This is a genomic window from Halobiforma lacisalsi AJ5, assembly GCF_000226975.2.
GTDB classification, from domain to species: domain Archaea; phylum Halobacteriota; class Halobacteria; order Halobacteriales; family Natrialbaceae; genus Natronobacterium; species Natronobacterium lacisalsi.
On sequence record NZ_CP019285.1, the window covers coordinates 900,686 to 912,757 of the forward strand.

Sequence of the window (12,072 nt, forward strand, 5' to 3'; positions counted from 1 at the left end):
GCCCGCGCAGCAACGCGAGCAGGAACGTCTTGGCGTAGTCATCTTAGGGTGTTTTGCTGAGCGAAGCGAAGCAAGGCTCATGAACGAGCGAAGCGAGTTCATGGTGCCCCCACGGGGTGAAGCCCCGTAAACTCGAGTCCGGCCGTCTCCTCGAGGCCGAGCGCGACGTTGGCGGCGTGGACCGCCTGACCCGCCGACCCCTTCATCATGTTGTCGATCGCCGAGAAGACGACGATGCGCTCGTTCGAGGGGTCGAGTTCGAACCCGACTTCGGCGTAGTTCGTCCCCGCGACGGCCTTCGGTTCCGGGTAGCGGTAGACGCCGGAGCCGCCGGCGGCCATGCGGACGAACGGCTCGTCCTCGTAGCAGCCCCGGTACGCGCTCCAGAGGTCGCCCTTCGAGACCGGTTCGTCGGGGAAGACGTGGCTCGTCGCGCTCGCGCCGCGAACCATGTCCACGGCGTGGCAGGTGAAGGCGACCGACGTGCCGAGGAACCCCTCGATCTCGGCCTCATGGCGGTGGCCGGTCGGCGCGTAGGGACGGACGACCCCCGACCGTTCGGGGTGCGAGGAGGCCTCGCCGCCGCCCGCGCCGCCCTCGCTCGAGCCGACCTTGACGTCGACGACGATCTGTTCGCCGCCCTCGAGGATGCCGCCCTCGAACAGCGGGTAGAGGCCGAGGATCGTCGCGGTGGCGTTACACCCGCCGCCGGCGATCAGCTCCGCCCCCTCGAGGTTCTCGCGGTTGATCTCGGGCAGGGCGTACTCGGCCTTCTCGAGGTACTCGGGCGCGTCGTGGCCGTCGTACCACTCGTCGTACTGGGCCTCGCTCTCGAGGCGAAAGTCCGCCGAGAGGTCCACGACGGTGTCGGCGACCTCGAAGAACTCGTCGACCTGCCCCATCGAGACGCCGTGAGGCGTCGCCGCGAACAGCACGTCGACGGACTCGAGGTCGTCGGGTTCCGTGAACCGGAGGTCCGCGCCGCGAAGCGGCGGGTGGACCGAGCCGACGCTCTTGCCGGCCTTCGATCGGCTCGTCACCTCGGCGACATCGAAGTTGGGGTGCCCCGCCAGCAGACGCAGCAGTTCCCCGCCCGTGAAGCCGGAGCCGCCGACGACCGTCGCGGTGACGGTCTCGCCGGCGTCGTCCGCCGAGGGGCCGATTTCCGTGCCGGCGGCCATCAGGCGGTCACCTCGAGTTCGGAGACGGGGTCCGTCCCCGCCTTCGTCTCGAGCCAGTCGACGACCGCGCCGGCGACGTCCGTCTCGACGGCGTCGTCGAGGGCCTTGAACTCGACCGTGTGGTTGACCTCGTGGACGGTGTACCCGTCTTCCGTCTCCATGAGGTCGACGCCCAGGAGGCCGCCGCCGACCGCGTCGCTGGCCGTCTCGACGAGTTCTTTCGCCTCGTCGTCGAGTTCGAAGACGTCGGTCTCGGCCCCCTTCGCGGCGTTGGTGATCCAGTGGTCCGACGAGCGGACCATCGCCGCGACGGGTTCGCCGTCGGTCGCGAGCACGCGGATGTCGCGCCCGGGCTTCTCGACGAACTCCTGGACGTAGAACACCTTGTGCTCGTAGTGACCGAGCGTCGCCTTGTGCTCTAAGATGGCCTCGGCCGCGTCGGGCGAGTCGATCTTGGCCATCAGACGCCCCCACGAACCGACGACGGGTTTGAGGACGCAGGGGTAGCCAAAGTCCTCGATGGCGTCCATCGCGGTCTCTTTGGTGAAGGCGACCTTCGTCTCGGGCGTGGGCACGCCCGCCTTCTCGAGCGCGAGGCTGTTCTTGACCTTGTCCGCGCACGTGTCGGCCGTCTCGTGGCTGTTGACCACGGGCACGCCGTAGGCCTCGAAGAACTTCGTGGCGTAGAGGCTACGGCTCGTGGCGAGACAGCGGTCCACGACGAGATCGAGGTCGGCGAACTCCTCGGGGACCTCGCCGACGTCGAACTCCTGTTTGCGGACGTCGATCTTGGTGACCTCGTGATCGCGCTCGCGCAACTCGTTCAACAGGAGCTTCTCGTCCTTGCGGATCCGGGAGTAGAGTATTCCTATCTGCAATGTCACTCACCCCAGTCCTCTTCGAGCTCGGGGGCCCGCTCGAGGACTGGCGGCTCGGTGTCGACGACTTCCAGCTCGGCGCCGCAGGTGGTACAGTCGACTATCTCTCCCGCTTCCAGATCGTCGTGCAGGGACACTTCGGCCCCGCACTCGACGCATTCCGTCATTGTACTCCCGACTGGGAGGCGACACCCCTTAAAGGCTTCGAACCTAACAGAAGAATTATATTACTGTATGCGACGCTAACGGCGTGAAAAGGCTAATTTTCCGCATTGCCGATCCAGTGTATCATTTAATGTATAATAGTCCCCTCACGGGGACGGCCGCGGCGACGGGAACCGAGGGCCCCGTCCGCGTCCGCGCCCCGGTGGGGACGGCCGCGGTGGCGACCGTATCCGTGGCACTACTCCGGTCGGTCGTCGCGTCTCAGACATACCCGTTCACCTCGGCACGAAGCGCTTCGTACGCGTCCTCGAGCGCGGTCCGGTTCTCCGCAAGCGATCCCCTGTCGTCCGCCAGCGCGGCGTTGGCGGACTCGAGCTGGCTGGCCACCGCCTCGGGGGCGGGGCCGCCGGTCGAATCGCGACTCGCGACGCTCTCGGACGGATCGAGCGCGTCCTCGACGGCCGCGGGGTCGACGAACGACTCGAGGGGCTCTCCCAGGACGTCGGCAGCGGCGGCCTCGAGCGCGTCGTAGTCGCCCCCGTTTTCGGCCGCGACCGCGACCATCTCGTGGGCCGTCCTGAAGGGGAGGCCGTTCGCGGCCAGCAGGTCGGCGACGCCGGTCGCCGTCGAGAAGCCCTCGCCCGCCTCCGTCGCGAGCGCGTCCTCGTTCCAGTCGGCCGTGGCGACCGCGCCCGCGGCGACCTCGCTCGCCTCGGTGACGGCGTCGGCCGTCTCCCAGGCGTGGGTCGTCGCGCGCTGGAGGTCGCGGTTATACGCGCGGGGCAGTCCCTTGAGCGTCGTCGTCAGCCCCTGGACCGCGCCCGCGGCGTCGCCCGCGACCGCGCGGACGAGTTCGAGCGTGTCGGGGTTCTTTTTCTGGGGCATGATCGACGACGTCGAGGAGTAGTCGTCCGCGAGGTCGACGAAGCCGCGGTTCGCGAAGACGACGACGTCCTCGGCCAGTCCAGACAGCGTCGTCGCGTGAGTCGACAGCGCCTGGACCGTCTCGAGCAGGAAGTCGCGGCTCGAGGCGGCGTCCATCGAGTTCTCGACGACGCCGTCGAAGCCGAGCAACTCCGCCGTGCGTTCGCGGTCGACGTCGAACGTCGTGCCCGCAAAGGCCGCGGCCCCGAGCGGCGACTCGTTGATCCGCTCGTAGGCCCCGAACAGCCGCGCGGTATCGCGGCGAACCGCGGACTCGTAGGAGAGCGCCCAGTGTGCGACGGTCGTCGGCTGGGCGGGCTGGAGGTGGGTGTAGCCGGGCATGACGGTCTCCGCGTGGGCGTCGGCTACCTCCACGAGCGACTCGCGCAGCGCGAGGGTCGTCTCGATCGCCTCGAGGACGTCCTCGCGCAGGCGGTAGCGGATGCAGGCCGCGACCTCGTCGTTGCGCGACCGGGCGGTGTGCATCTTCCCGCCGTCCTCGCCGACGCGGTCGATGACGGCCGTCTCGATGGCCTCGTGAACGTCCTCGCCCTCGGGGAGGCTCCCGTGGCCGCTGACCTCGATCGTATCCAGCGCGGTGAGGATCTCGCCCGCGATGTCGTCCGCGATGATCCCCTGTTCGGCGAGCATCACGACGTGTGCGCGGTCGACCTCGAGGTCGGCCTCGAAGATTCGCTCGTCGGCCTCGAGTGAGGAGAGGAAACTCCGGGCGGGGCCGCCGCTGAACCGATCCCGGCGGACGACGCTCTCGTCGCCGTCGGCGTCGTCGTCATCGCCGAGTCCGCCGAACTGAGCACTCTCCTCGGACATCGTTACTGGTCGTCCTCCGTGCTGCCCGCGTCCGCGGCGTCGACCGTTCCGCCATCGGTCGCGAGTTCGACGGGTTCGCTCTCGGCCGTCTCGTCGTCGTCGTCCTCGAGGACGCCGTTCGCGAGGCGGCGCTGGAACCCGTGGTACTTCGCGACGCCCGTGGCGTCCTCCTGGGCGATCTTCCCCACCGTCTCGGTGTCGAAGGAGGCGTGGTCGGCCGAGTACGCGGCGTACTCGCTGTCACGGGCGACGGGGCGGGCATTGCCGCCCTCGAAACGGATCGTCACCGTCCCCGTCACGCGCCCCTGGGTCTCGGCGATGAAGCCCTCGAGCGCGCCCACGAGCGGCGCATCGACGAGCCCTTCGTAGGCCTTCTGGGCCCACTGCTGGTCGATCTGCTGTTTGAACTGGCGCTCCTCCTGGGTGAGGACGAGCCCCTCGAGGGACTCGTGGGCGTTCAGCAGCGTCGTCGCTGCGGGGTGTTCGTAGTTCTCGCGGACCTTCAGCCCGAGCATGCGGTCTTCCATCACGTCGGTGCGGCCGACGCCGTGGGAGCCCGCGAGCTCGTTCAGGTACTCGATGAGTTCGACGGGGTCGTACTCCTGGCCGTCGACCGCGACGGGGTAGCCGTTCTCGAAGGCGATCTCGATCTCCTCGCTCTCGCCCGTCGGTTCGTCGGTCCAGTCGTAGATCTCCGGGGAGGGGACGTAGCTCGGGTCCTCGAGTTCGTCGCCCTCGACCGAGCGGCTCCAGAGGTTCGTGTCGATCGACCAGTCGCCCTCGTTGCCGCCCTCGACGGGGAGGTCCTTCTCCGCGGCGTACTGCTTTTCCCAGTCGCGGGTGAGACCGAGTTCACGCACGGGCGCGATGACCTCGAGGTCCGAGTCGCGCCAGACGGCCTCGAAACGCAGCTGGTCGTTGCCCTTGCCCGTACAGCCGTGGGCGACGCCGTCACAGTCCTGTTCGTTCGCGACCTCGAGGATCGCTTCGGCGATCACGGGACGCGCGAGCGCGGTACCCAGGGGATAGCCCTGGTAGGTCGCGTTCGCGCGCACGCCGTCGAGACAGAGGTCGGCGAACTCCGCCTTCGCGTCGACCACGTAGTGGTCCAGGCCGAGCGCCTCGGCAGTCTCTTCTGCTTCCTCGAACTCCGATTCCGGTTGGCCGACGTCTACCGTGACGCCGATCACTTCGTCGTATCCGTATTCTTCCTCGAGCAGCGGGACACAGACTGTGGTGTCCAGTCCGCCCGAGAACGCGAGTGCCACGCGGGTCATGTCGTACCCGAAACAAACGGCAGAAGGGTATTAAATTCACCGATTTATTTTACGAAAATTACTGTTAGAGTGCACTCTAACCGTGAAAACCAGGGTTTTCGGGAAATCGAAGCGGCCGGGGGACAGGGGTGATAGTATAGTACGGGCTCAAAGGCCCGGTCGCGGTCGCCGCTGTCGCCGCTGGGCGACGGACCCGTCGGTACGGAAAAGGGTGAGCGCGGACCCGACGGATCGGCTCATTACTGGACGAGTATCGCTCCCACGTATTAAAACCTGTCTGCGCCGCAAATGTTACGACCGGCGGGAGATCCAGCGCGACGGGACTCGCTACGCGTCCTCGCGCCCGCTACCCGTGTCGTCGACGTCGCCGGATTCGCCGCCCTCGTCGGGAAGGGCAAGGACGTTCTCCCGGCCGATGCGGAAGACCTCGATGTCGCCGTCTTCCCGCAGTCCGCCGACCACCTGGCTCGTCTTGGCCTCGGTCCAGTCCAGTTCCGAGACGACGTCCTGCTGTTTGATCCGGCCGCCGCGTTGCTCGAGCAGTCGGAGCACGCGTTCCTCGTTGCTCAGCAGTTCCGGGGGCGGTCCCTCGGCAGGCTCGTTCCGACCGGCTCCGGCGTCGGTTCCGCTCCCGCCCGCTCCGGAATCGGCGTCGCCGGCACCGTTCGCGTTCGCCTCGCGCCCCGTCTCCACGTTCGGGGCCAGGATCTCCTGGTGGCGAATCCACCAGCCGGCCGCGGCGACGGTCGCCAGGAGCGCGAGCACGGCGACGACGATCGGCCACGGGTCGTCCGGCCCCGCGTCAGGTTCGTCTTCCTGGCCGGTCGCGCCGCCGTTCTCGAGGATTTCGACGTACGGCTCGTCGTCGGCGAACTCCGTGTCGTCCCCGTTCCAGAAGACCGAGTTGTCGGGGCGGTCGTCGGGCGTCGGCTCGACCTCCCCGATGACGTACCCGTCGGGCGGGAACAGGCGCATCGTCGTGTCGTCCGACAGCGTGAACCCGGCCAGCGCGTCGCCCGCGTCGATCCGGTTCAGTTCGACGTAGGCGAACGAATGCCACTCGAAGGTGAACTCGACGTGGCCGATCTCCTGTGGTGCGGTGGTCCTGTCAGTGGCGACCGACACGTTACCGATCTCCATCTGGTCCCGGCCGGTCGCGTTCCTGGCTTCCTCGAGCGTCTCGTTCCAGCCGCTCGCCTCCTGCTGGGCGTACATCTCGGGGTGTTCCTCGACGTCGTCCCGGAGGGCGGTCCAGTTCGACTCCGAGCCGTTTTCGAACCGGTAGTCGACGACGAACGTCGCCGACCCGTTTTCGTGGATGTAGACCTCGATGTGGACCTTGTCGGGATCGTCGAGCTGGTCGATCTCTGCCGGCTCTTCCTGCTGTGCCGCCTGTGCGACCGCGGGAGCGACACTGGCACCGGATTCACGGTCGCCGTCGACCTGGCTACCGACCTCGCCGACACCATCGACCGCGGCCGCCGTGAACGGAACGAACGCCACCGAGCACCCGACCACCACGAACACACAGAGCAGGGCCCACAGCCCCCTCACGTCCATTGTATCACAATGCCGGCGCTGGCTAAATAGGTCTTTCCGACTCCGAACCCGGTTCTGGGCTCCCGCTGCGGAGCGTTTTTCACGGCTGCTTACCAATCCCCGGCCGATGCCTTCCCGTCCCCGTGGTACGCTCGCGGTCGAAACCCTGCTGAAGGTCGTCCTCGCGCTGGTCGCCGTCCTGCTCGCGCTCCGGATCGTCGGAATCGTCGTCGGCTGGCTCGTACGAACGCTGCTGCTAGTCCTGGTAGTCGCGGTCGCGGTTCTGGTCGCGCTCCGATTGCTCGACCGGCTGTGAGAGCTCCCCACGATTGCGGCTCCTCGTCCCGACCGGAGGGAGAACCCTCGAGAACGTCACACTGATACCTCCCGCCGTCCACCCTCCGAACACCACGTGTACAGCGTCAACGTTCCCGTCCCCGGCCGCGTCCGGACCCTCGCAAACGAGCTCTATCCGGAGCTCGTCGAATTCGACGACGTCCGGGAGACCCACTCGTGTCTACTCAAGCGCCTCGGCGACGCCGACCACGTCGCCCAGCTCCAGCACCGTACCCATCGCGCGCTCGAGGGCGTGTCCGCGGTCGAGGCCCGGATCACGGGCATCGACTACTTCGAGAACCCGCCGCTGGGGTCAGCTCCAGTCATCTACCTGGCCGTCGAGAGCCCCGGTCTCGAGTCGATCCACGCCGACCTCACCGACGCGTTCGACGCGGTCGAAGGCCTCGAGGGGGCCGACTACGTCCCCCACGTCACGCTCGCCCGCGGCGGAGACGCCACCGCCGCAGCCAGGCTGGCCGACCGCGAGATCGAACCCGTCTCGTGGACGGTCTCGGAACTCGAGTTCTGGGACGGCCTCGAGAAGCTGTCCGTGAGCCGGGTCTCGTTGTCGGCCTGAGGTCGAGCCCGGACCACCTGTCGTCGGTGGACACGTGAAACGGCCGGAAGTATATTCTGACTGTACTAATCAGGGTACCGTATGCACAGACGAACATTCGTATCGCTCGCGGCAGTCGTTCCGTTCGCGGGCTGTACCGGACTGCTGGGCGGCGGTGGCGTCGATACGACCCTCGAGGACGACCAACGGACGGAGTTCGACGTCAGCGACGGTGCCGAACTGACCGTGACGGTCGACGTACAGGAGGTCTTCCAGCCGGATACGGACATCGAGCGCGAGGGCGTGTCGTTCCGGCTCGACCACCTCGAGAACGGCGTCGTCGACACCCGCATCGTCGAGGACTCCGAGACGTTCGACCTCGAGATCGAGGACGGGGGGACCCACGCGGTGATGATCACGGGCGGTATCGCCAACGTGACGATCGAGTAACTCGGCGCTTCGGTCGCTACGGTGCGGGCGGTTCGCCGTCATAGGCGTCGTGATCGCCGAAGAAGTTGAGCATCGAGAACTTGAGTTTCTCGGGGTCGATGTCGATCAGTTCCTCGCGCTCCTCGTGGGGGAAGGTACCGTTGACGCTGTAGCGCTTGAGGTCCGACTTCGCCCGCCTGGAGTAGCGCCGGTCGAGCAACGCACGAACCCCGACGTCCTCGGGTGAGCGGATCACGCGGCCGAGCGCCTGCCTGGTCTTTCTGACCGTCGGGATCTCGACGGCGTAACGCCAGCCCGTGTCGGTCCCTTCGAACGCGGCGTCGTAGGCCTCCTGGACCGCCTCCGCGCGGTCGTCGAGGTGCGGGTACGGGACGCCGACCACGAGGACGGTGCGGGCGTCGTCGCCGTCGAAACTGACGCCCTCGGCGAGGGTGCCCCACAACGAGGTGCAAAGCACCGCGTCGTCGTCCGCGACGAACTCCTGGCGGAGGTCCTCGACGGCGACGCCCGGTTCGTCGGTGTAGACGGTCCCCTCGCCGCCGAGTCGTCGCTCGAGGCGGTCGGCGTACCGGCCCGCCTCGCTGTAGTTGGGGAAGAACGCGAGCGTGTTTCCGGGGGTCATCCGGACGGCGTCGTGGATGGCGTCGGCCACCGCCTCCTGGACGGCGGGGTCGTCGCGGTCGGAGGAGAAAAGCGGCGGCGTCTCGACGGCGTAGGTGCGGCGGTTCTCCTCGGGGAACTGCAGACCGTAGGCCATCGTGACGGCCTCCTCGAGGCCGAGCACGTTCTCCGTGACCTCGAACGGCTGGAGCGTGGCGCTCATCAGCACGGTCGCGTGGACCTCCTCGAACAGCCGGCCGGTGACCTGTCGCGGGAGACAGGAGTAAATCTCGGCGCGGCCATAGATCTCGTCGGTACCGGCGTCGCGGGTGACCGAGACGACGGGGTACAGCCCCTCAGCACTGCCCTCGTTCATCCACGCGCTGACGAAGCCCGCGGCCTGCAGCGTCTGACACTCCGTGCGCGTGGCGGTCTCGCCCTCGCGGTAGGCCTCCTCGTACTCCTCGTCCAGGTCCTGACCCAGTTTCATCGCGGCCTCGAGGTCGTCCCCGATCCCCCGTCCCGAGTAGCGCTGGAGGAACTCGAGGGTCAGGTCGTCCTTGCGGTCCTCGTTGGCGATGGGGACGTCCTCCCAGTTCTCGCCGATCCGCTCTCGCGCTCGCGGCCCGCGGCCGCTCGCGTTGTCCGCGCCGCGTTGCGCCGCGCTGTCCCCGAAGCCGAACGACTCCTCGTAGGTCTCGACGAGCGCGCGGTGGAACGCCGAGAGGACGTTTCTGGCGTCTTCAGCTCGCGGATCGTCCGTCTCCTCGAGTTCGTCCAGCGCGGACTCGAAGGTGCGCTCCGAACAGGTTCGAGTGGCGTGCTCGCGGGCCGCGTCCTCGACGTTGTGGGCCTCGTCGAAGACGGCGATGACGTCCTCCGGGTCGCGGCCGAGCCAGCGGAAGAACTGTTCCCGGATCGTGGAATCGAGCAGGTGGTGGTAGTTACAGACGACCAGGTCGACGCCCTCGATGCCCTCCTTGAGGAGTTCGTACCCACAGAGGTGCTGCCCTTCGGCGTACTCGTAGATCTCTTCCGGCCGGCGGACGTCGTCGAACAGCCACGCGAAGAAGTCGTCCGTGTTCCCGGTGAGGTTGTTCCGGTAGTACTCACAGACGTTCTGCTCCTCTAAATCGTCGAGTCGCTCCTCGATGGACTCGAGTTCGTCCATCACTGCCGAACGTGCGTCGGCCGCCGAGCCGTCGCCGCCCTCCGACTGGCTCTCGGCCAGCAGTTCGCGCTGGCGGCGCTCGAGTTGCTCGCGGTCCCGCTCGGCGTCGACGAGCGCCCGGGTGTTGTCCCGCAGGGCCTGACACTCCTCGTAGCCGACGTCGATGTGACACATCGACCCCTTCCCCTTGAAGACGATCGCCCGGATGTCCTCCTCGCGGGTGATCGCGCGGGCTTCGGCGACGAACTGGCGCATCTGCTGGTGGACGTCCGTCGTGATGACGACCGTCTTGTCCTCCTCGCGGGCGACCTCGAGGGCGGGGACGAGCGACGAGAGCGTCTTCCCGGTCCCGCAGGCCCCCTCGAAGAGCACGTCCTGGCCGCGCGAGAGCGCGTTGTAGATGCGGTCCATCGCCTCGCGCTGGTTCTCGTAGGGCTGGTCGTACGGGAAAAAGCGCATGTACCCGGCTGTCTCGGACACGATGAATGATAGGTCGCGCCGTCGCTAAAAGCGTTCGTCTCGCAGCGTTCGCTACTTAAACCGCCTCGGACAGGCCGGCCATCGCGGGGCGTAGAGCCATCCGTTTCGAACGCGTCCGCCCGACCATGCCCATTCCGGGATACGATTCCGGTAGCGTCGCGGAAGTCCGGCTCGAGTCCGTCGGCGCACGGGTCGCCGTCGTCGCGGGCGTCGTCCCCGACGAGTTCGGGCTCGAGCGGAGCGCGAGCGAGCCGCCGGTCGACGCCCTGGGGGAGCCGGTCGACGTCGTCGGCCTCGAGGACCTGAAGGCCGTCGAAGCCGTTCGCATCGCGCTCGTCTACGACCCCTCGCGGCTCCCGCCGGGGGCGAGCCCGACGGACGTCGCGGTCGCCGTCCGGACCGACGAAGGGTGGGAACCGCTCGAGTCGACGGTCGACCTCGAGGAGACGACGGTGACGGCCGTCCTGAACGACCTGCCGCCGGGCGGAACGCTCGTCGCGGGATACGACGACCGAGAGACCGAGGGGCCGCCGGCCTGATACGGATCCCTGTCCCGATGGACCGGCACAACCGCCGCCCGGGTCGCGGGTGCGCCGGAACTGGCGGACAGTAAACCGTATGCGGCCCGTCGTCGCGGAGAGAGAAACGAAAAGAGACGTCCCGGTCGCGACCCAACTTGCGCCCATGATCGCTATCTTTTCGGACACGCACAGCGCCGACGGCCACGCGCTCGAGGGCGAGGCACTGACGGCGGCCCGCGAGGCAGACGTCGTCGTCCACGCCGGTGACTTCACGACCACGAGCGCGCTCGAGGCGTTCCAGGCGGAGTGCGACCGCCTGTTCGCGGTCCACGGCAACGCCGACGGCGCGGCAGTCCGGGACCGGTTGCCGTCGGCCCGGGTCCTCGAGGAGGCGGGCGTCAGGGTCGCCGTCACCCACCGCCGCGACGGCGGCGAGACCGGACTGGCGATGTTCGGCCGCTCGCGGGGTGCCGACGTGGTCGTTTCCGGGCATACCCACCGGCCGACGGTCGTCGAGACCCCCGACTGCCTGCTGCTCAACCCGGGCAGCCACGCCGACCCGCGGGGGAACCGGCAGGGCTTCGCCGTCCTCGAGGAAAGCGAGGACGGCGATTCGGACGTCCTCGAGGGCGAGATCCGCGAACCGGACGGGACGCTCCTCGAGTCGTTCACCGTCGAGGGAAGCGAGTAGCGCGTCGTTGGGCGGGAACGTCGGGAGCGGAACGGAATGGAATGGAATGGTACGGGCACAGGTACGAGCGATACGACGTGGCCGCGGGCCTGCGGGGCCTGTGGAGGACGCGGCGTCAACGGGGAGTCGGGGAAGCGTCAGCGGGACGTCAGCGGGTGTCGGCGAAGTGGGGGAGGAGCCGCCGCCCGCCAGCGGGGCGGGCAGGAGCGGGCGGCGGCGACCGTTCGGACAGGGGGTGACCGTCCCTCGATTCGAGCGGGACGGAAGGTCCCACAGCCCGGCCCGGGCCGGAGCCGAGCGCGGGACGCAGTAGCACCTACACAGGATGCGACATTATAGGCGGCGCAAGGTGAAAAACGGATTTTAGCTAGCCGTCCGTCCTCCCCTTCGACGCCGATACGAGGCTGGAGACGCGGTGACGCGTCCGATACCGGGCGAGCGGCCACCACGCGTCGAAACGATTTTCCACCGC

General features: G+C 68.0%; 12 protein-coding genes. 5 read left to right on the forward strand and 7 right to left on the reverse strand.

The window, feature by feature from the left end:
* Positions 1 to 98: 98 nt before the first annotated feature.
* The 6 genes from argC to CHINAEXTREME_RS04230 all read right to left on the reverse strand — a co-directional run bounded on the left by argC (position 99) and on the right by CHINAEXTREME_RS04230 (position 6,816).
* Positions 99 to 1,181: an N-acetyl-gamma-glutamyl-phosphate reductase gene (gene argC / locus CHINAEXTREME_RS04205; RefSeq protein WP_007141222.1), complete on the reverse strand. Its 1,083-nt coding sequence runs from the start codon at positions 1,179 to 1,181 to the stop codon at positions 99 to 101.
* Entirely contained in the window at positions 1,181 to 2,065 is an 885-nt protein-coding gene (lysX, locus tag CHINAEXTREME_RS04210) for a lysine biosynthesis protein LysX (RefSeq protein ID WP_029601426.1), read from the reverse strand. Before lysX ends, argC begins: the two co-directional genes overlap by 1 nt.
* Entirely contained in the window at positions 2,062 to 2,226 is a 165-nt protein-coding gene (gene lysW, locus CHINAEXTREME_RS04215; RefSeq protein ID WP_004267676.1) for a lysine biosynthesis protein LysW, read from the reverse strand. Before lysW ends, lysX begins: the two co-directional genes overlap by 4 nt.
* A gap of 259 nt (positions 2,227 to 2,485) precedes the next feature.
* Positions 2,486 to 3,979: an argininosuccinate lyase gene (gene argH, locus CHINAEXTREME_RS04220; RefSeq protein WP_007141224.1), complete on the reverse strand. Its 1,494-nt coding sequence runs from the start codon at positions 3,977 to 3,979 to the stop codon at positions 2,486 to 2,488.
* A gap of 2 nt (positions 3,980 to 3,981) precedes the next feature.
* On the reverse strand, positions 3,982 to 5,256 hold the full coding sequence (locus tag CHINAEXTREME_RS04225) for an argininosuccinate synthase (RefSeq protein WP_010546428.1): 1,275 nt from the start codon (positions 5,254 to 5,256) through the stop codon (positions 3,982 to 3,984).
* Positions 5,257 to 5,583: 327 nt separating this feature from the next.
* Positions 5,584 to 6,816 carry a DUF7343 domain-containing protein gene (locus CHINAEXTREME_RS04230; RefSeq protein WP_049918409.1) on the reverse strand — a complete coding sequence of 411 codons (1,233 nt, stop codon included), beginning with the start codon at positions 6,814 to 6,816 and terminating at the stop codon, positions 5,584 to 5,586.
* A gap of 106 nt (positions 6,817 to 6,922) precedes the next feature.
* On the opposite strand from CHINAEXTREME_RS04230, the gene CHINAEXTREME_RS04235 reads away from it, so the two are divergent.
* From CHINAEXTREME_RS04235 to CHINAEXTREME_RS04245, 3 genes are all read left to right on the forward strand, one after another.
* Positions 6,923 to 7,111: a DUF7554 family protein gene (locus CHINAEXTREME_RS04235; protein WP_007141227.1), complete on the forward strand. Its 189-nt coding sequence runs from the start codon at positions 6,923 to 6,925 to the stop codon at positions 7,109 to 7,111.
* A 96-nt stretch (positions 7,112 to 7,207) separates the two neighbouring features.
* Positions 7,208 to 7,708 carry a 2'-5' RNA ligase family protein gene (locus CHINAEXTREME_RS04240; RefSeq protein ID WP_007141228.1) on the forward strand — a complete coding sequence of 167 codons (501 nt, stop codon included), beginning with the start codon at positions 7,208 to 7,210 and terminating at the stop codon, positions 7,706 to 7,708.
* 81 nt (positions 7,709 to 7,789) lie between these two features.
* A complete protein-coding gene (locus tag CHINAEXTREME_RS04245; protein WP_007141229.1) occupies positions 7,790 to 8,137 on the forward strand; it encodes a hypothetical protein in 348 nt (115 codons plus the stop codon).
* 16 nt (positions 8,138 to 8,153) lie between these two features.
* Here the strand turns inward: CHINAEXTREME_RS04245 and CHINAEXTREME_RS04250 are convergent, their stop codons facing one another.
* Positions 8,154 to 10,367, reverse strand: a complete 2,214-nt coding sequence (locus CHINAEXTREME_RS04250) for an ATP-dependent DNA helicase (RefSeq protein ID WP_007141230.1) — start codon at positions 10,365 to 10,367, stop codon at positions 8,154 to 8,156.
* Between the two features lie 146 nt (positions 10,368 to 10,513).
* Here CHINAEXTREME_RS04250 and CHINAEXTREME_RS04255 point away from each other — a divergent pair, with 146 nt between their 5' ends.
* Positions 10,514 to 10,927: a hypothetical protein gene (locus CHINAEXTREME_RS04255; protein ID WP_007141231.1), complete on the forward strand. Its 414-nt coding sequence runs from the start codon at positions 10,514 to 10,516 to the stop codon at positions 10,925 to 10,927.
* A gap of 145 nt (positions 10,928 to 11,072) precedes the next feature.
* The gene (locus tag CHINAEXTREME_RS04260; RefSeq protein WP_029601425.1) at positions 11,073 to 11,600 is read left to right on the forward strand and encodes a metallophosphoesterase; all 528 of its coding nucleotides are present in this window, start codon (positions 11,073 to 11,075) and stop codon (positions 11,598 to 11,600) included.
* Positions 11,601 to 12,072 lie beyond the last annotated feature (472 nt).